15 protein-coding genes are annotated in these 19,227 nt (G+C 46.6%); 4 read left to right on the top strand and 11 right to left on the bottom strand.

The features are described 5' to 3' along the window. The first annotated feature begins 68 nt into the window (after positions 1 to 68). Complete coding sequence (locus ACFFUV_RS15945; RefSeq protein WP_390194574.1) at positions 69 to 338, top strand: DUF3624 domain-containing protein; 270 nt, start codon at positions 69 to 71, stop codon at positions 336 to 338. Positions 339 to 508: 170 nt separating this feature from the next. Here ACFFUV_RS15945 and argH read toward each other — a convergent pair whose 3' ends face one another. The 4 genes from argH to argC all read right to left on the bottom strand — a co-directional run bounded on the left by argH (position 509) and on the right by argC (position 5,658). Further along, a complete protein-coding gene (argH, locus tag ACFFUV_RS15940; protein WP_390194573.1) occupies positions 509 to 2,383 on the bottom strand; it encodes an argininosuccinate lyase in 1,875 nt (624 codons plus the stop codon). A 150-nt stretch (positions 2,384 to 2,533) separates the two neighbouring features. Then, entirely contained in the window at positions 2,534 to 3,748 is a 1,215-nt protein-coding gene (locus ACFFUV_RS15935) for an argininosuccinate synthase (RefSeq protein ID WP_390194572.1), read from the bottom strand. Positions 3,749 to 3,838: 90 nt separating this feature from the next. Continuing rightward, complete coding sequence (gene argB / locus ACFFUV_RS15930) at positions 3,839 to 4,627, bottom strand: acetylglutamate kinase (protein ID WP_390194571.1); 789 nt, start codon at positions 4,625 to 4,627, stop codon at positions 3,839 to 3,841. A 29-nt stretch (positions 4,628 to 4,656) separates the two neighbouring features. Continuing rightward, positions 4,657 to 5,658: an N-acetyl-gamma-glutamyl-phosphate reductase gene (gene argC / locus ACFFUV_RS15925; RefSeq protein WP_390194570.1), complete on the bottom strand. Its 1,002-nt coding sequence runs from the start codon at positions 5,656 to 5,658 to the stop codon at positions 4,657 to 4,659. A 156-nt stretch (positions 5,659 to 5,814) separates the two neighbouring features. On the opposite strand from argC, the gene argE reads away from it, so the two are divergent. The 3 genes from argE to ACFFUV_RS15910 all read left to right on the top strand — a co-directional run bounded on the left by argE (position 5,815) and on the right by ACFFUV_RS15910 (position 10,783). Beyond that, on the top strand, positions 5,815 to 6,954 hold the full coding sequence (gene argE / locus ACFFUV_RS15920; RefSeq protein WP_390194569.1) for an acetylornithine deacetylase: 1,140 nt from the start codon (positions 5,815 to 5,817) through the stop codon (positions 6,952 to 6,954). Between the two features lie 237 nt (positions 6,955 to 7,191). Continuing rightward, positions 7,192 to 9,825, top strand: coding sequence for a phosphoenolpyruvate carboxylase (gene ppc / locus ACFFUV_RS15915; RefSeq protein WP_390194568.1), 2,634 nt, complete (start codon positions 7,192 to 7,194; stop codon positions 9,823 to 9,825). 415 nt (positions 9,826 to 10,240) lie between these two features. Then, complete coding sequence (locus tag ACFFUV_RS15910; RefSeq protein WP_390194567.1) at positions 10,241 to 10,783, top strand: PadR family transcriptional regulator; 543 nt, start codon at positions 10,241 to 10,243, stop codon at positions 10,781 to 10,783. Positions 10,784 to 10,865: 82 nt separating this feature from the next. On the opposite strand, the gene cysE is transcribed toward ACFFUV_RS15910, so the two are convergent. The 7 genes from cysE to ACFFUV_RS15875 all read right to left on the bottom strand — a co-directional run bounded on the left by cysE (position 10,866) and on the right by ACFFUV_RS15875 (position 18,969). After that, positions 10,866 to 11,687, bottom strand: a complete 822-nt coding sequence (cysE, locus tag ACFFUV_RS15905; RefSeq protein WP_390194566.1) for a serine O-acetyltransferase — start codon at positions 11,685 to 11,687, stop codon at positions 10,866 to 10,868. Positions 11,688 to 11,772: 85 nt separating this feature from the next. Beyond that, on the bottom strand, positions 11,773 to 12,810 hold the full coding sequence (gpsA, locus tag ACFFUV_RS15900) for an NAD(P)H-dependent glycerol-3-phosphate dehydrogenase (protein WP_390194565.1): 1,038 nt from the start codon (positions 12,808 to 12,810) through the stop codon (positions 11,773 to 11,775). Between the two features lie 117 nt (positions 12,811 to 12,927). Next, positions 12,928 to 13,398 (bottom strand): protein-export chaperone SecB, encoded by a 471-nt coding sequence (gene secB / locus ACFFUV_RS15895; protein ID WP_390194564.1) that lies wholly within the window; start codon positions 13,396 to 13,398, stop codon positions 12,928 to 12,930. A gap of 153 nt (positions 13,399 to 13,551) precedes the next feature. Beyond that, positions 13,552 to 13,986 carry a rhodanese-like domain-containing protein gene (locus ACFFUV_RS15890; RefSeq protein WP_390194563.1) on the bottom strand — a complete coding sequence of 145 codons (435 nt, stop codon included), beginning with the start codon at positions 13,984 to 13,986 and terminating at the stop codon, positions 13,552 to 13,554. A 125-nt stretch (positions 13,987 to 14,111) separates the two neighbouring features. After that, a complete protein-coding gene (locus ACFFUV_RS15885; RefSeq protein ID WP_390194562.1) occupies positions 14,112 to 15,071 on the bottom strand; it encodes a Wzz/FepE/Etk N-terminal domain-containing protein in 960 nt (319 codons plus the stop codon). A gap of 58 nt (positions 15,072 to 15,129) precedes the next feature. Further along, positions 15,130 to 17,742, bottom strand: a complete 2,613-nt coding sequence (locus ACFFUV_RS15880; RefSeq protein ID WP_390194561.1) for an SLBB domain-containing protein — start codon at positions 17,740 to 17,742, stop codon at positions 15,130 to 15,132. Positions 17,743 to 17,766: 24 nt separating this feature from the next. Continuing rightward, the gene (locus ACFFUV_RS15875; protein ID WP_390194560.1) at positions 17,767 to 18,969 is read right to left on the bottom strand and encodes a capsule assembly Wzi family protein; all 1,203 of its coding nucleotides are present in this window, start codon (positions 18,967 to 18,969) and stop codon (positions 17,767 to 17,769) included. Between the last annotated feature and the right edge of the window lie 258 nt (positions 18,970 to 19,227).

Here is a 19,227-nt window from a genome sequence, read left to right as displayed (position 1 = left end):
CATAAGCTGCCTGTTTTTCCTATCTCTGCTAGCATTCCAGTAATCTTCTTTTATTTTCGGAGAAGCCTATGAGTTGCCCTTACTGCCAATCCGATTGGTTTTGGAAAAAGCTTGGTCGTTGTCAACGGTGTATGGATCAGCTGACGGTGTTGTCAGTGGTATGTTGGTTAGTATGGTGGTTTGCCTTTCGCCAAGAGCCGACGTCAATCCAATCCATCGCCTTGATTGTCTCGGGTTTCGCCTTTAATGGCTTGCTGTTTCTACATCTCGGCATGCGCTTCGTCATCCTGCCTTGGCAACAACGGCATAAATCTCATCAGCACAACCACAAACGCTAGATACAAAAAAGCCCCAAAACCAATAACAGGTTTGGGGCTCTCTTAGAGAACTTTCTAAGAAAAAGCAGTGGTACTTAAATAGACCCTCACCTTTCTTGATAGTTCCACGAAGTAACGATCTTTTTTGATCATTTTTAGCTGATTTTTTACTTCATTTAGAAATCAGTCTCTTATGCAACACTGACCTTAGTAATAACTTGTTCAACCAAGTTAATCTCTAACGCCACCTCATCGCACGCGTGTTGACGAGGACACTGATCACAATCTTTAAGAACCTTCTCGGGCAGCAAGGACTTCGAGGTGGGCAAAAAGCTCTGCTTCATAAAGAACTCTGGAGTCCGAGTTAAAACGAATACTTTTTTGATTGCCATTTGCCGAGCTTTTTCCACCAGATGATGAACAATTGCGCTGCCTTGGCCTTGGCCTTGCCATCCTGGCTCAATACCTAATGACCGAATCTCGGCCAATCCAGAATCGTAGACATACAACGAAGCACAGCCCGTGACTTCGCCGTTATTTTCGGTCACCGCAAACGATCCAATATCACGAATCAACTCATTACGTGAACGGGGCAAGTTCTCACCAAGGTTAGCCCAGTAGGCAACCATACCTTCTAGCGACTCAACATCGGTTAAACGTGCAGGACGCACTTTGACGGTAGAAATGTCACGCTTTAGCACCCGTTTATCCGCTTGTTCGACCGCGTAAGCGACTTGTTGAGGCGACACCCCACCCAATGCACTGCGCTTCTCAAGGCAGGACTCGATGGTGAGAATGGCGTAAACATCTTCTTCAATCACAGGAGAGAAGGTTTTGAGCTGCTCAAGACTTAGCTCTTCTAATGCACAACCTTGTTGAATAGCACCGACGACCGCAACCCCAACAATATGGTGAGCTTCACGAAATGGAATCCCTTTCGCCACCAAGTAGTCCGCTAATTCTGTGGCGTTCGCATAACCTTGCTTCGCAGCTTCAAGCGTACGTTCACCGTTCACTTTGATTCCATCAAAGCACAGAGCGGCCATTTCCATACAGTCATTCCAAGTATCGAGCGCATCAAACAGCCCTTCCTTGTCTTCCTGCATGTCTTTGTTGTAAGCCAACGGCAGCGCTTTCACCGTCATCATCATCGCGGATAGTGCGCCATACACACGGCCTGTTTTACCACGAATCAACTCTAGCGCATCTGGGTTTTTCTTCTGCGGCATCAGTGAAGAGCCTGACGTCACGGTGTCGGCCAACTCAATAAAGCCAGATTCACCCGAATTGTAGAAAATCATATCTTCAGACAGGCGAGACAAATGCAGCATAGAAATCGACGCCACAGACATCAGCTCCATCACGTGGTCACGGTCAGATACCGAATCTAGAGAGTTACGAGTTGCACGACGAAAGCCAAGATTATGAGCAAGTTGCTCACGGTCAATTGAGTAGGCGGTGCCCGCTAATGCGCCAGAGCCTAATGGACAGGTATCAAGACGTGTTAACGCATCAGACAGACGCGAATAGTCACGCTCAAACATTTCAACATAAGCCAAACACCAGTGAGCAAATGTGACTGGCTGGGCGCGTTGAAGGTGAGTATAACCCGGTAGCACGGTATTTTGGTGCTGTTTGGCCACGTTTACCATCTGCTTTTGCAAGCGATCAAGGGTAAGCAGCAATTGTTGCCCTTGCTGGCGACACCACAACTTTAAATCTGTTGCGACTTGGTCATTACGTGAACGTCCCGTGTGGAGTTTTTTACCAAGGTCACCCACTTTACTGATCAGCTGCTGTTCAACCCAAGAGTGAATATCTTCCGCATCTGAGCGTAGAATTTGGTTGGGCGCTTCCATCACTTCAAGCTTAAGCTCGTTTAATGCTAACTCCAGCTTCTGTTGCTCTTCTTCGCTAAGCACGTCAACTGAGCGTAGGGCTTTTGACCAAGCAATCGAACCAACAATATCTTGTTCAGCCAATCGGTAATCAAAGCGAAGCGAGTCATTAAAGTCTTTGAACCTAGTATCTGCTGCTTGGGAAAATCTTCCGCCCCATAATGCCATTGCGTCTCTCCTACGACTTCCAGCCACAAGTTACCTTCTTGCTTATGACTCGAATTTGATTGCAGCAAAGACCGCGACATCGCGATCTTTGCTTAGCTTCTAGTGATGGTGTGAGCCGAGTTCTTTGCCCGACTCATCAGCTGTGCTTGGTTATTTCTTAGCTTCGTTCAAAGCACGAATGCGGCTTGAGAGAGAGTAAAGACGGATAAAGCCGCCAGCGTGGCTTTGGTCGTAAACTTCGTCTGCGCCGAATGTCGCGAACTCTTCAGAATATAGACTGTTTTCAGAACGTTTTTGCGTTACTGTTGCTTGGCCTTTATACAGCTTAATCACAACTTCGCCGTTCACGTCTGCTGCTAAAGATTCTGCCGCTGCCATGATCGATTTGCAAAGCGGCGTAAACCAGCGACCATCGTATACAAGGTGCGACGCTTTTACACCTAGTTCTTCACGGAATTCGAACGAAGTTTTATCTAATACCAGTTGTTCAACGGCACGTAGCGCTTCCATCATGATGGTGCCTCCTGGTGTTTCATAACAGCCACGAGATTTCATGCCAACAAGACGGTTTTCGACGATATCGATACGGCCAACACCATGCTTCGCGCCTTTTTCATTTAGCGTAACCAGCGCTTGGTAAGGGCTAAGTGCTTGACCATCAACCGATACGACTTCACCATTTTTTACACCAACAGTCACATATTCAGCTTCATTCGGCGCTTGCTCTGGGTCAACAGTCCATACCCAGCAATCTTCGTTTGGTGCATTCCAAGTGCTTTCCAACACGCCACCCTCTGTAGAGATGTGCCATGCGTTTGCATCACGTGAATAAATTTTCGTCAGTGACGCAGTACAAGGGATGTTGCGCTCAGCTAGGTAATCTAGACACTCTTCACGGCTAACAAGATCCCATTCACGCCAAGGGGCAATCACTTTTAAATCAGGGGCAAGCGCTGCAAAGGCACCTTCAAAACGCACTTGGTCATTTCCTTTACCTGTACAACCGTGGCAAAGCGCATCAGCACCAACTTTACGGGCAACTTCCACTTGAGCTTTCGCAATAATAGGGCGTGCCATGGACGTACCAAGTAGGTATTTTCCTTCATAATAGGCGCCCGTTTTAAGCGTTGGGTAGATGTATTCCGCCACCATCTCTTCTTTAAGGTCAACGACATAGCACTCTGAAGCGCCAGACGCTTTGGCTTTTGCTTCAACCCCTTCAAGCTCTTCGGCGCCTTGGCCTACATCGGCCACAAAAGCAACCACTTCACAATCGTAGTTTTCTTTTAGCCATGGAATGATCACGGATGTATCTAGACCGCCTGAATACGCGACAACAACTTTATTTACGTCAACTTTGCTCATGTTAATTCTCCTAACACTTAGCTCTGCTCTCGGCGGTCAGGCTAAGGATTTAATTCTAAATTCGTGGTGTAATCGTTAGTGGTTTAGCCACTAAGGTAAAAATCGTGTGCCAATGCTTTGGCCGCTAAATAAGGTCGCGAGCTTTTCTGGATAACGCCAAGTCGCCACTTCGATCGCTTGTCCAAGCTCTTTCGCCGCTTCCAAGGCCGCGTTGACTTTAACAATCATGCCATCGGTAATAACTTTGCCATCGATAAGCTTTTTCGCTTGCTCGGCATCTAGGCTATGCAGTAAATGGCCTTTGCCGTCCAGCACACCGCTCACATCGGAAAGCAGGACTAATTCCGCGTTTAATGCCCCCGCGACAGCTACTGCCGCTTGGTCTGCATTGACGTTCATCATTTGACCGTCTTGCGTCAAACCAATGGAACTAATGATCGGTAGAGCGCCAGTGGCCAAAATCGCTTCGACAACCGTGGCGTTGCCCGGTGTCGCTTTGCCCACCGCGCCCAGCTCCGGGTCAAGTTCTTCAACCACACACAGCCCGCCATCCGCCAAGCTCAATCCCACAGCATTCAAACCATCTTTGATCGCTTGACCTTGCAGCATCTTGTTTGCTGTCCCTGCAAGAGCACCAGCAATCACTGGAATCTGCTCATAAGGCGTTACACGTAAGCCATCTTTTTTGATCGACTTAAGTTGTAATTTCGCCATAAGATCGTCCACTAGGTAGCCTCCACCGTGAACGACCACAATTCGTCGCTGAGCTTGCTGCTGGTAAGTGGCAATCGCCCCAAATACTTGACTTAGGGTTTCACTATTCGACAGTGCCGCGCCACCTAACTTGATGACAAGCGGAGATTGAGTTGTCTCTGTCATAACATTTCCTTGCACTACGCTATGCCTAACTAAAGTAAGGCAGTAAGCTCAGGGTAACCAAAGTGGATATTGACGCACTGCATCGCTTGACTTGATGCGCCTTTTAATAAGTTGTCGATGGCCGAACCAACGATGATATGCTCGCCTTGGACTTTCCAGCCGATATCGCAAAATGGCGTTTTCTGCACATCTTGCAGTTGTGGCATCGCGGATTTAACTCGCACCAGCGGTTTGTCTGCATACGCCTCTTGCATCGCTTTCGCCACTTGCTGCTCAGTGACACCGGAAGCCAGTTTCATGGTAATCGTTGCAAGAATGCCTCGTTTGAAGTTGCCAAGGTGCGGCGTAAAAATAACGTCACAGCCGAGATGACTGGCAATTTCAGGTTGATGGCGGTGAGTAAACACGCCGTAGGAATGAAGGCTGACCTCACAAAAACTGTTGGTCATGGTCGCTTTACGCCCTGCGCCCGTCACACCACTTACCGCGTTAATCACTGGCCATTGCTGCGTATCGATAAGGCCAGCCTCAATAAGTGGTTTCATTGCCAATTGTGAAGCCGTAGGATAGCAACCAGGAACCGCAATTAGCTGCGCCTGTTTGATCTGTTGCACGTTCCATTCGGCTAAGCCATAAGCCGCATTTTCTAGCCAACTGCCGTGTTGATGTTCGAACCCATAAAATGTTGGATAAAATTCACCGTCATTGACACGATAAGCGCCTGAGAGGTCAAAGACCTTACAACCCGCCGCCAAAAACTGTGGAGCAAGGTCATGGCTCACTTCATGAGCGGTGGCTAAAAACACCACATCTGACGCTTGTGCAACAGCTTCTACGTCTGTCAAAGGCAAAATAGCGTCATCCACAATGCCCGCCAACTGTCCGTGCAATTGAGAAATCGGCTTTCCTGCATCTAAACTGTTGGCGGAAACATACAAACCTGATAGCGTGAGCGACGGATGTTTATTAACCATTATGGCCAGTTCCGCGCCGGTGTAACCGCTAGCTCCGATTATTGTGGTTTTTAACATGTTTTAGCATCCAAAATTCGGGGTAAAAAACCAACCTGAATACTGATTATAAATTTAGAAATTTTCAGGTTTATTGATTTTTTATTCATAAAAAATGATTTAATATGTCTTTTACCTTTTAAGTGAATCTCTGTCAACAGCTAAGGCGAGAATATTATGCAAATACCAGGATTTATTGAGATATATCGCGACCTCATTTCAACCTCTTCCATCAGCTCTACAGACCCAAGCTGGGATGAAGGCAATGAGCAAGTGATCAACAAACTCGCAGGCTGGTTGCAAGACTTAGGCTTTGAGCTGCACATTACCGAACAAGAGCAAGGTAAATTCAATTTATTGGCTAAGAAGGGGCAAGGAGAAGGCGGCCTGCTTCTCTCTGGGCACAGCGATACAGTGCCATTTGATGAAGGTAAGTGGAATTACAACCCGCACGCGCTAACAGAAGACAACAACCGCTTTTACGGCCTTGGCACGGCAGATATGAAAGGTTTCTTTGCGTTTATTCTTGAAGCCGTTAAAAGTATTGATTGGTCGAAGCAAAATAAACCACTTTATATTCTCGCGACATGTGATGAAGAAACCACTATGCTGGGCGCGCGCCGCTTCACTGATGAAGCGCCGATCAAACCCGACTACTGCATTATTGGCGAACCCACAAGTCTGGTTCCAGTACGTGGACATAAAGGTCACGTAGCAAACGCGATTCGTGTCACTGGACGTTCAGGACATTCTTCCGATCCCTCTCTTGGCATTAATGCCATCGAAATCATGCATGAAATCTTATTTGCGATGATGCAACTGCGTGACAAACTGGTCAAAGAGTACCATCACCCAGGCTTTGCCATTCCAAACCCGACTATGAATCTGGGCCATATCCATGGCGGTGATAGCCCGAACCGCATCTGTGGCTGCTGTGAACTGCATTATGATGTTCGACCGTTGCCAGGCATTTCCTTAGACGGATTGGATAACATGCTACGCGGCGCTCTAAAAGAAGTCGAAGCCAAGTGGCCAGGACTGATCGACATTCGCCCGCTGCACGATGCGATTCCAGGCTATGAATGCGATCATAACCACCCGTTTATCCACGAGATGGAAACCATCTGTGACACGCCATCACAGACCGTCAATTACTGTACTGAAGCGCCGTTTTTACAAGAACTTTGCCCAACGCTCGTGCTGGGGCCCGGCTCAATAGACCAAGCTCATCAGCCCGACGAATTCTTGGCGTTTGAGTTTATCAACCCAACGGTGAGAATCTTAACTGACTCTATTCGCAAATATTGTTTTCAATAATTCACACATCACGTGATGGTGTGATTGGCGATAAAGACAGACAGGACGTTATTTTCACCTAAATTTGTAATTTTTTTTCAGTACGTCAACCGGAAATATTTGAACAATTTCGCAGTTTTGGTGCGCTATCACAGGCAAGTTAACCTATCAAAATTTGCTCAGCATTCCATTTTTCGCTAGATTGTTCTCTTGAATAAAAGAACATTGGATGTAATTTTTTTACAAGGCAGGACGACAATGAACGAGAAATATTCTGCGCTCAAAAGCAACGTTAGTATGCTTGGGCATCTGCTAGGGAATACTATCCGTGATGCTCACGGAGATGAAATCCTTGCGAAAGTGGAGACCATTCGTAAGCTTTCCAAATCCGCCCGCGCAGGCAATCAATCGGACCGAAACAATCTGATTGAAGAAATAAAAAACCTTCCAGATGAACATCTAACGCCAGTAGCACGCGCGTTTAACCAGTTTTTGAATCTGACCAATATTGCCGAGCAGTACCACACTATCTCACGCCACTGTGAATCTCATATTAATGAGCCTGATGCCCTCAATAGCCTATTTACAAAACTACAAGAAAACAGCGTCAGTAAACTCGACGCCGCACAGGCTATTCGTGATCTTAACATCGAGCTTGTACTCACAGCGCACCCAACCGAGATCACTCGTCGCACCATGATTAATAAATTGGTGAAAATTAACGAGTGTCTTTCTAAGTTAGAACACAGCGACTTAGTGCCTAAAGAACGCCAAAAAACCGAGCGTCGTCTTGAGCAGCTGATCGCACAGAGTTGGCACTCTGATGTGATTCGTAAGCAACGCCCAACCCCGCTTGATGAAGCGAAATGGGGATTTGCCGTTGTCGAAAACTCGCTATGGGAAGCAGTTCCTGAGTTTTTGCGCGAACTCAATGACAAACTTAAAGAACACCTAGATGAAGGGCTGCCTATTGACGCACGCCCTGTTCACTTCTCTTCATGGATGGGTGGAGACCGTGATGGTAACCCATTTGTGACTCATACCATTACTCGCGAAGTGTTATTGCTTTCTCGTTGGAAAGCCGCTGATCTCTACTTAAACGACATCAACGAGTTGATCAGTGAGTTATCGATCACGAAGTGTAACGATGCCGTTCGTCAGTTAGCGGGTGAAGATGAGCATGAACCCTATCGTGCGGTATTAAAACAGCTGCGTAGCATACTGGTTGAAACCAAAGAAATTTTAGACGCTAAACTGCACGGACAAGAACTGTCGGTTAAAGCGCCGCTGCGACATCTTGACCAGCTTTGGGAACCATTGTACGCGTGTTATCAATCCCTTCATGAGTGTGGCATGGGCGTTATCGCTGACGGTTCTCTGCTGGATACCTTACGCCGCGTCAAAGCATTTGGTGTTCACTTAGTACGCTTAGATATTCGTCAAGAGAGCACTCGCCACTCGGACGTTCTTTCTGAACTGACTCGTTACCTTGGTCTTGGTGATTATGATCAGTGGAGCGAGCAAGATAAAATTGCCTTCTTAACCAATGAACTGAGCTCAAAACGCCCATTACTACCGCGTGACTGGCAGCCATCAGAACCGGTTAAGGAAGTTCTCGATACCTGTCGTATTATCGCGGCGCAGCCTCGTGAATCGTTTGGTGCGTATGTCATCTCGATGGCACGCACAGCCTCGGATGTCCTCGCTGTTCATTTACTTCTCCAAGAAGCCGGCTGTCCATACCGTATGGACGTGTGCCCACTGTTTGAAACGCTTGATGATTTGAACAATGCAGAAGCCGTCATTAAACAGTTGATGAGTATCGACTTGTATCGTGGCTTTATTCAGAACCATCAAATGGTGATGATCGGTTATTCCGATTCGGCGAAAGATGCCGGTGTGATGGCGGCAGGCTGGGCACAATATAGCGCGATGGAAAAACTGGTGGCAGTTGCAGAAGGTGAAGGCATTGAGCTAACACTGTTCCATGGCCGTGGTGGTACCGTTGGACGCGGCGGCGCACCTGCACACGCAGCACTACTTTCTCAACCACCAAAAAGCTTGAAGAGTGGCCTGCGCGTAACAGAACAAGGCGAGATGATTCGCTTTAAACTCGGCTTGCCAGACGTTGCCGTCAATAGCTTCAACCTCTATGCAAGTGCGATTCTGGAAGCCAATCTACTGCCGCCTCCGGAACCAAAGCAAGATTGGCGCGATCTCATGGAAACGCTGTCTGATGTCAGCTGTGAAGCTTATCGTAACATCGTTCGTGGCGAGCCAGACTTTGTACCTTACTTCCGTCAAGCCACCCCTGAGCTAGAACTAGGTAAGTTGCCACTCGGTTCTCGCCCATCAAAACGCAACCCGAATGGTGGCGTGGAAAGCTTACGTGCGATTCCGTGGATTTTCTCATGGAGCCAAAACCGTTTAGTACTGCCAGCTTGGTTAGGGGCAGGTGAAGCCATTCAATTCTCGGTCGACAAAGGCCATCAAGCCCTACTTGAGGAGATGTGTCGCGAATGGCCATTTTTCTCCACTCGTCTCGGCATGTTAGAGATGGTGTTCTCTAAATGTAATATCGATATCTCTCGTGACTATGATCAGCGCTTGGTGGATGCCAACTTACTTCCACTTGGTGAGCGTTTGCGTAAGCAACTACAAAGCGACATCAAAGCGGTGCTTAACGTCGAAAACAACGAGAACTTAATGCAGAGCGACCCATGGGGACTGGAATCTATTCGTTTACGGAATATTTATGTCGAACCATTGAATATGCTACAGGCTGAGCTTCTCTACCGTACACGAAGTACTGAGCAAGCCTCTCCTGACCTCGAAGAGGCATTGATGGTGACGATCGCCGGCATTGCTGCCGGTATGCGTAACACCGGCTAATACTACTAAAAGGGGAAAGCGTAATTGGCTTTCCCCTTTTTTCTGTCTTTTTCTTATCTATCATTTAGCACAAAAATCCATCTATCCTGAATATATAAATGCTAATGATACATTCCTCTGCTAAATGTAAATATTGAGTGAATTATCATTTTTTTTATAAATCACTCGTATCTATTCTACCTAATGCTTATTATTTAGATATACTACTCATCCTAGCGAAACAGAATAAAATTTATATTCGCTCCTTTCGGGCTTTCTAGCCTCGATTTCATCTAGGTGATAAACGGCTTTTCTGAGGTGACATTGCCAACACAGTGTTGGCCACTATCGAACAGAACTGAATAAATGTGCCAAAGAAGCACACCAGTGTTCACGATAGTGAGTTTGAAGTTTATTGACTATTTGGATTGAAGACATGTCATTACCGCACGTTATCTTGACCGTACTCAGCACTCGTGATGCAACGGGTTACGATATTACTAAAGAGTTTTCCTCTACCATTGGTTATTTTTGGAAAGCAAGCCATCAACAGGTCTACCGCGAACTCAACAAAATGGCTCAAAACGAGCTCGTCACTTGTGTCCTTGAGCCACAAGAAGGCAAACCAGATCGTAAAGTTTACTCTATCACCGACGCAGGACGAAAAGCGTTAGGCGAATGGTTTGAACAGCCAACAGCTCATCCAACCGTACGCGATGAGTTTTCAGCAAAATTAATGGCATGCGCCGTACAACCATCAGAACTGTTCCGTGTACAACTGGCGGAGTTGATTGAAGAATCGAAGAAGTTAATCGCGCACTATAAAGAGATTGAAGCGGCCTACTATCCAACGCCTTCTCTGTTAGATACCCAGCAACGCTTGGAACGTTTAACGCTCCGTCGCAACTTATTTAGCCGCCAAGCGTGGCTTGATTGGGCGCAAGAGACACTGGCTGAGTTAAACGCACTATCACAATAAATCAGTGCAACGACAGCATTGAATGATCAGTGAAAAAAGGCGACCAGAAGGTCGCCTTTTTGTGTATTGAATCGTCTGGGCTTTAAATCCCATCACCATTGATGAACGTTTGATTTTTACCGTTAAACTGTTGGTCCATATCAAATGAAGGGCGCTCAGACTTCGGTCGACCGACAATTTTAGCGGGTACCCCAGCAACGGTTGTATGCGGCGGGACAGGTTGCAGAACCACAGAGCAAGAGCCAATTTTCGCCCCCTCACCGACTTCAATGTTGCCGAGGATCTTGGCCCCTGCGCCAATCATCACCCCTTCACGAATTTTCGGATGACGGTCACCGCTCTCTTTGCCTGTCCCCCCTAAGGTCACGTCTTGCAGAATCGATACATCATCCTCAATCACAGCAGTCTCACCGATCACAATACCCGTTGCGTGGTCAAGCATGATGCCGCGTCCAACTTTTGCTGCCGGATGGATATCGACCTGACACGCCACCGAAATTTGGTTTTGCAGATACGTCGCTAACGCTAGACGCCCTTGTTTCCATAACCAATTTGCAACTCGGTAACCTTGTAGCGCGTGGTAACCTTTCAAATACAGCAATGGCATCGAATACATTGACACCGCAGGATCTCGATTCACCGTCGCGCAAATATCGCACGCGGCAGATTCGGTGATCGTACAATCGGCGGCGAACGCCTCTTCAATCACTTCTCGAATCGCCATCGCCGGCATGGATGGGGTATTCAATTTATTCGCAAGAATGTAGCTAAGCGCGGACGATAAGCTATCGTGCTTGATGATTGTTGCATGGTAGAAGCTGGCGAGCATCGGCTCTTGCTCGGTTAAGTCACGAGCTTCTCGAACCACCTTCTGCCATACATTCTGTTTTTGACAATGTTTCATTTTCTTTCCTAGGTGGCAAATCCTTCCTGCCTAACGAACCGTTATCTTTCTCAGCGTCAAAGCATCGACCTAATCACACGATTCATTACTGGTTTTCGGTCTTTTTATCACGAGCAAGAAGATCTTGAGCAGCCATTTTGGCATCTTTACCCTGATATAAAACTTGGTAAATTTGTTCAACGATGGGCATTTCAACTCCCTTACGTTGAGCAAGCATCCACACTTCTTTGGTGTTGCGGTAACCCTCGACCACTTGTCCGATATCATCCTGAGCGGTATCAACATCTTTACCTTGGCCCAAGGCCAAACCAAAACGACGGTTTCGTGATTGGTTATCCGTGCAGGTTAACACTAAATCCCCTAACCCTGCCATGCCCATAAAGGTATCAGGTTGGGCGCCTAAAGTAACACCTAGGCGAGTCATCTCCGCCAAACCTCGAGTAATCAATGCGGTACGCGCATTCGCGCCAAATCCGATACCATCAGAAATACCAGCACCAATCGCAATCACGTTTTTCACAGCACCGCCAAGTTGCATGCCCGTAAAATCTTTATTGGCGTAGACACGAAATGTTTTGCTGCAATGAATCTTTTCTTGAAGGTCACGGACAAACTCATCATCCGGCGAGGCCACCGAGATAGCCGTCGGCATACCAACCGCAAGCTCTTTAGCAAAAGTTGGCCCTGACAACACCGCCAATGAATACTGTTCGCCAAGCACATCATGCGCGACGTCTTGAAGTAGACGCCCTGTTTCTGGCTCGAGCCCTTTAGTGGCCCAACACAAACGTGAATTCGCGTGTAAGTATGGTTTCAGGCTGGTTAGCACGAGACCAAATACGTGGCTTGGTACCACCACAAGTAAGTCTCGGCTGGCGCTGACAGCGCGTTCAATATCCGCTTCAATAATCAGTGACTCAGGAAAACTCACGCCAGGCAAAAACGCCTGATTTTCTCGGGCAGCTTGTAGGCGAGCCATATGTTCAGATTCATGCCCCCACAACACGACGTTCGCGCCATTACGAGCCAGTGAAATCGCCAAAGAAGTCCCGTAGGAGCCAGCACCAATCACGGTCATAGCAATCTCTTTACCGTAGGCATTATCGATTTTTTCGTTTGTCATTATTCCGCCTGAAAATGAGAGTGAGCGATTATTGTAAACAAAAAATGCACAAGGCAGATCTGAAAATCAGGTGCATTGTGCATTTTTTCATTATTTTGGAGTCAAGCTCCACCGCAATTACGCTTCGGTAGAGGCTTCGCCTTGCGCAGCTTGCTGTTGTAGGTAGTTCATAAACAACGCGTCAAAGTTAACTGGCGCCAAGTTAAGTTGTGGGAAAGTCCCTTTTACAACCAGGCTAGAAATCGTTTCACGTGCGTATGGGAACAAGATGTTCGGGCAGAACGCGCCAAGACAATGAGCAAGTTGGCCCTGCTCCATGCTTTCAGCAGTAAAGATACCACCTTGTTGTACTTCGCATAGAAATGCCGTTTCTTCTTCGTTTTTCACTGTCACAGTCAAACGCAAAACAACCTCATAAACACCTTCACCGAGTTCACGGCTTTGCGTATCAAGGTCAAGTTTTACATCTGGATTCCAATCTTTTTGGAACATTTGCGGTGAGTTTGGTGCTTCAAAAGAGACGTCTTTTAAGAAAATACGTTGAATCGCAAAGTTTTGTTGCGCTTCTTGAGGTGCTGCTTCAGCCATATCTAAATCCTTTATTTCAAAATTCAAAGTCTCTCATGAGACTACCCTGAGAAGATGATTTGTGAAGACGTGATGTACGCTTTCTCGTCATAGTCACATTTCTCAGACGCAGCCGCTAAACGAAATTAGCCGCTGCCGAAAAACCGTCGAGTATTATTTTTTCCCGGTTACTAATGGCAAGTTCGCTTCGCTCCAAGCGACCAAGCCGTTTTTAAGCAGGTTAACGTTTTCGAAGCCTGCTTTTGCCAACAGATTGGCACTTTCTTGAGCCGTTTGACCTGTTTTGCATACCACAATGATGGGGTCAGATTTATGGCTTTCAAGGCTACCCAAGTTACCTTGTTTAATATCAGACGGCAAAATGTGAACTGCATCAGTAATGTGGCCTTTGCGGAATTCATCTTTGGTTCGAATATCCACCACAACGCCATTCTCACGGTTCATCAACTGAGTCACTTGCGCCGCACTGATTTGCTTATAAGCTGCAGTGGAAGATTTAAAAATACTGACTAGCAGGGCAATAAACACCCCAACCCAAACCAAACAAAGAATCATATTCTGTTGGAAAAATTCTACATACTCTTGCATATTCTTGCTCTTCACAGATGAGATGAAGGGAGGAAAAGCCTCCCTAATAAAAATTCAGATTGGAGTATAACTGGGATACCGTGCTGAGGCGAGTGTTGGCTTCAATGATTTGAGCCAGAGCGAGTTTATGGATTTAAGGCAAAACGCACCAAGACAATAGCCGTACCTAGCATGCCGCCGAGTAAGGTTGCCAAAATACAAATGAGAGCACGTTTCGGCCCAACTTTTTCTTCAGGCACGACGGCAGGATCGACCGTTTTGAATGCATATTCATCTCGCACTTCCGCCAGCATTAATGACTTGGTTTGATCTTCAATTAACTGATAAAACACAGATTGCATATCAACAACATTGGTTTTTTCCAACTGCTGCTGCAGGTAGCTAATATTAGTGCGTGATTCGTTGAGAGCATCATTTTTGACTTTACTGTTGAGCTCATCCACCAGCCACGCAACCCATTGCTGCGCAACATACGGTGAAAAGTGAGTAATACTGACCGTCACTAACCCTGTCTCTTTATCTTCAGCGACCGAGAGTAAATCTTTAAAACGCTTGTACGCCTCCCAGTAACTCGGTTTAAGGGAATCCCCCTCTTCATCTTCCTGCCAGACTTGAGTATTTGAGTTATATAGATCTTGGTTAATGACCAATTTATTGTGTTTGGCATCCCAATCTTCTGCAGCCATGAGCGGAACCCAAAGGTCATATTTATCAATGAAGGCATTAATAAACTTACGTGATTTGAGTTCAGCCAGTGCCAGCGTTTTATTATCGGTAGAAGAGTCTTTTAGTGAGACTCCCGCCAACGATGCTAAACCACCAAACTGGCTGGCAACGGCGGCGAGTGACCCAGCTTGCTCACCCTGAGCAGAAACCAGAGTCGCACTGGATTGATAAGTATTCGGTTTTGATAAAGCAAACGCCACACCGAGAATCATAAATAGCGCGGTGACAGCAATAATGATTTTTTTGCCATTCCAAAGGGCAATGATCAACTCTTTTAGGTCGATTTCATCGCTCTCTTTATACAGAGGAATACTCTGTACCTGAGAGATGGATGGCTCGTGAAGAGCAGGGTTACTCATAATTAGCCTCTAAACGACAGTGCCCATTGTTGAGCACTGGAGTAGTTGTATACAAAAGTTATTTAATTGCGCTCCACGCAACACCAATTTGGTACAGAATTTGGGTGGCGGAGGTTAAGGTACTTAAACCATCAAGGTAATCGGTATCGATTGGCACGATGATGGTGTCGCCCGGCTCTAACGGCGTTGATTGGCGACTAAACCAGAACGAGTTGTTCGGGAGATAGACAGATCCATCCGCTCGCACAACATAGATTCTGTCGACATCGGCTTGCTTCTTGGTGCCACCTGCTGCAGAGATATAATCTTCGACAGACATGGCTTGATCGAAGGTATGATTCGAGGCAAATTGCACCTCGCCCATGACACTCACCACTGGCCGTTTGGCTGGAATATAGAGCTTGTCGCCTTTTTCCAACATCAGATCCGCGGTTGGGTCTTGCGCTAACGCATCCGGTAAATCAATCACCAAACGCCCCACAGCTTCAGCCTTCGCTAATTGGTTAGCCACCGCCATCGCCTCATTGGGACTCGAAGTGTAACTGGCATTCGCGGTCTGACGTCTTAAGGCCAAGCTACCAATTTCCTGTTTGAGCTTGAGGTTAAGCATTTTTAAGCGCTCTTGCTCCTGGCGTTTCAAGCTATCACGACTAAATACCGCCCCTTGTGGGTAGGCAAAAGAGGTCAAGCCGCCCGCTCTCGTAATGACATCACTAAGGGTTTCCCCACGCTGAAATGCGTAAGTGCCAGGGAACACTACTTCTCCTTGTAGCTCAATGGTGTTGCCTTTTTGCCAATCGGGCTGTGTTTTAATGATGATGTTGTCTTGCGGTTCAATGTTCAGTGCGCTTTGCCCTGCCAATACTTGTTGAGGCGAAAAGCTCTGATGCAACACATTAAAGCTGTCACGCGTTTTTTGATAACGGCTCAATTCCGCTTTATAAAGGTAAGCTTGCTCGGTTAACCCCCCAGCAGCATCAATAACCGAAGCGAACGTACTGTTTTGGGCAAGTGGATATACCCCAGGGAATTTCACCGCGCCGGTAATTTCTATTAACTTCGCAGGGTCATGAATACTCGCTTGAGCTTTGATCCGTTCAATGATCGGTTTAAGAAGTACTGCACGACTTGATTGCTTAACCACCTCGGCTTTAGCGACCTGTTCCATATCTTCAGAACCAACAGGCTCAGATTCCCGAGTCACCATGGCGCCCGTTTCACGGTCTAGCACTTCAACTTGCTTTGGCGCGATGTTGTTGGCGGACACTTTCCCGTTGCTTTGCCGCTGGTACCAGTAATGGCTATCAATGCCGTTATCAAACACAAATACTTGATCGCCTTCTTGCAACGCAATGTCATCGGAAGATTGTGGGTGTTGAATGGCTGAAGAAAGATTAAATTGGATCACTCGAATATGGCCGCTAAGCGGATTTTCACGCACCACGAGAGCGTATTCCAAGTCAGCAGTTTGTTTTAGGTCACGACGAGCATTCGAGACTAAGTCGGTAATTCGCATACCGCGTTTAAAATTATAAGCCCCCTGACGTACCACTTCACCGCGCAGTGCCACCGCCTGATTCAGTCGGTCGCTCATGGCTAAAATCGTCACTTGGTCGCCATTGTGTAACTCAAAGTCCCAATTTTGTGGCTTGGTTAGATCCAGCGTGATCTGGGTTTTCCCTTCAGGGGTATAACGAACAACATTTACTTGCGAAAGAAACGCATTGGCTTGAGTACCACCTGCATATTCAATCAGGGTTTTTATTGTTTTGTGCTGGTTGAGTTCATAGTGTGCAGGACGAAGAACATGTCCGCGAACCACTACGTCATTGGTTTTAAGCGGAACGAAAAGCGTATCGCCCGCCATCAAACGCACATCTTGCGAAGCATCGCCATTCAGCAGCATGTCATAAACATCAAATTCACTCACCACTTTACCGCGGCGTTTTAACTGGATAGCTCGCAAACTGCCGGTATGCTTGATACCTCCAGAAGCGGTGAGCAACTGTGAAATGGTGGTAATGCCATTAACATTATAAGCGCCTGGCTGCTCAACATCTCCGGCCACAAATACCTGCATGGCTCGCAGCGAGCCGAGTGACACTTCGGTTTCCACCCCAATCACTTTGCGCTTTACTAAACCTTTAATGTGCTGGCGAACTTCTTCAAAGCTTTTGCCAGCAACATATTCAGGGCCAAGCTCCGGAAAGGTAATTTTACCTTCACGATCCACCTTCAAGCGGTAGTTTTTTTCGGTTTTACCAAACAACATCACCTGAATTTCATCACCAGGGCCGATGACATAATCAAGTGGTACAGGCATATTATCAATCGCCGAAAAATCTCTCGCTTTACCAGCAAACAGGTCATAACCAAACCAAGGTACAGAAGCAGAGTCAGAGACTCCGCTACCTTGCGCAATTCGAACCTTAGTGGTCGCACGCTTAGGTGCTTTTACAGGTTCAACCTCCGCCGGTGCTTCCAAGCTTGTGCTTGATGCTGACATATCAACACCTAACTGTTGCGCTACCGCCTGCTGCTGACTTGGCGATAATGACTGAAACTGCGCCACTTGCGCAGCTGTCGGCGTCGCCGCATGCGCAAAATGACCAGTAATTAAAAAAGACAAAATTGCACTATATCGAGCAACTTTGCGAATTAAGCTAGGCATAAATAAACCAATTCCAAACAAAAACTAAAATCTAAACTGATAACGAGACCAAATACTTTGGTCATCAAATGATGAAAACCCCGCGCCAATATTAAAACGGCCACTAAGCAGTGGTAGCTGGTAGTTCACCTCAAGGTTCCTTTCGTCTTCTATATAGCCATCGTATTGTTTTGATAAAATAAAACTTAATTGATGGTCGTTACTTAATTGCAGGTAACTGGCGAAAGACATACTGTGCTGATATTGATATCTCCGCGAGACGCTCATCGAATCCGCGACTTTCTCTAATGATAATTGAGACTCATCAGCCACCGTTTGCGACTCAATCACCAAACGCAGCGCATGGCGATCAAAGCCAATTTGTCCACTCCACCCCAACACATAGGCACCAAGGTCATGCCCCTCTGCTTGCGTTGTTGCCTCGCCGTAAACGCGCTGAGACCAACCCGCCACATTCGGGAACGCAATTTGAATATCGGCAGATTGCTGAACGTCGTCTTGTAAACTGGATGGTTGATTTTGCTTATCAAACCAATAATGAGCGCTGTATCCAACTTCAAGCCAAGAGGCTGGTTTGATTTGCGCTCTGTTGGACCAGAGATAGTGGTACCCATCACGGTCTACATCCGTTAGCACACTAGTGATATGCCATGCACCCAGTAAGTTTTGCCCACCTGAAGTGAGGTCAACACTGACATCATCGCCACTCGTATCCAGAGTCAAGTTATGCTGCCAACTCGGGCCCCACCAACGCGGTAAGTAACCGAGTGTGACGGTCGTGCTATCAAAAACCTGCCATGCTAAATAGCTGCCTTGCCACTGATAGTCATAATCGCTTTGGTCATAAATCGCCTGAGTTGCAATACGATATGCCCAGCGCCTACTGGCATGTTCATAACTGACGCCAAGTGAGGTTTGTTCGTCATCTGGTGCGGCAAAATAACCTTGTCGACAATCGTCACAGCCCGACAAGGTCAAGGCACGATTTCCACGGTTTAATTGCGCACTTGAGCGCTGATATAACACATGCGATCGCGCCATTGTTAGATCATCGCTGTTCGCATCAAGAGCAATGACACCCACCGATGACCAAGGTAATGGGAAAGCATTAACCGGGTTTTCAATCATCCCTGAATCAGCTAATGCTAAAATATCAGAACGCAAAAATGGGTCATTCACTTCCGCCCAAGGAGACGCCACCCCGTTAGCAGAAACAAATAAAAGCACTAGGACTTTTTTATTTTTTACAAAACCCTCACACACCAACGTATTTCAAAACCTATTAAATAATTTGAGTTGGCTAAATCATATTGGAGCCAAATTTTGGAAGCGAAATTATAATAATCTGTTTGTTATTTCAACGAATAATTAACTTGTCTATCAAGTTAATTATATTACAGAACGAGGTACTATTTAATAATCCTTTCTTTACATAGAGATAAAAATAAACATCGATATCTTTCGCAATAAATAACTTATAGATAA

Source organism: Vibrio olivae, from assembly GCF_042428525.1.
In the GTDB taxonomy this organism is placed as follows: Bacteria; Pseudomonadota; Gammaproteobacteria; order Enterobacterales; family Vibrionaceae; genus Vibrio; species Vibrio olivae.
This window is presented reverse-complemented; position numbering and strand designations above follow the sequence as displayed.

Coding starts and splice junctions, on each gene's coding strand:
- secB (WP_390194564.1), bottom strand. CDS start 13,398: ATGGCTGAAGCAGCACCTCAAGAAGCGCAACAAAACTTTGCGATTCAA.
- ACFFUV_RS15945 (WP_390194574.1), top strand. CDS start 69: ATGAGTTGCCCTTACTGCCAATCCGATTGGTTTTGGAAAAAGCTTGGT.
- ACFFUV_RS15885 (WP_390194562.1), bottom strand. CDS start 15,071: ATGAGTAACCCTGCTCTTCACGAGCCATCCATCTCTCAGGTACAGAGT.
- argC (WP_390194570.1), bottom strand. CDS start 5,658: ATGTTAAAAACCACAATAATCGGAGCTAGCGGTTACACCGGCGCGGAA.
- ACFFUV_RS15910 (WP_390194567.1), top strand. CDS start 10,241: ATGTCATTACCGCACGTTATCTTGACCGTACTCAGCACTCGTGATGCA.
- ACFFUV_RS15890 (WP_390194563.1), bottom strand. CDS start 13,986: ATGCAAGAGTATGTAGAATTTTTCCAACAGAATATGATTCTTTGTTTG.
- argB (WP_390194571.1), bottom strand. CDS start 4,627: ATGACAGAGACAACTCAATCTCCGCTTGTCATCAAGTTAGGTGGCGCG.
- ACFFUV_RS15880 (WP_390194561.1), bottom strand. CDS start 17,742: ATGCCTAGCTTAATTCGCAAAGTTGCTCGATATAGTGCAATTTTGTCT.
- gpsA (WP_390194565.1), bottom strand. CDS start 12,810: ATGACAAACGAAAAAATCGATAATGCCTACGGTAAAGAGATTGCTATG.
- cysE (WP_390194566.1), bottom strand. CDS start 11,687: ATGAAACATTGTCAAAAACAGAATGTATGGCAGAAGGTGGTTCGAGAA.
- ACFFUV_RS15935 (WP_390194572.1), bottom strand. CDS start 3,748: ATGAGCAAAGTTGACGTAAATAAAGTTGTTGTCGCGTATTCAGGCGGT.
- argH (WP_390194573.1), bottom strand. CDS start 2,383: ATGGCATTATGGGGCGGAAGATTTTCCCAAGCAGCAGATACTAGGTTC.
- ppc (WP_390194568.1), top strand. CDS start 7,192: ATGAACGAGAAATATTCTGCGCTCAAAAGCAACGTTAGTATGCTTGGG.
- argE (WP_390194569.1), top strand. CDS start 5,815: ATGCAAATACCAGGATTTATTGAGATATATCGCGACCTCATTTCAACC.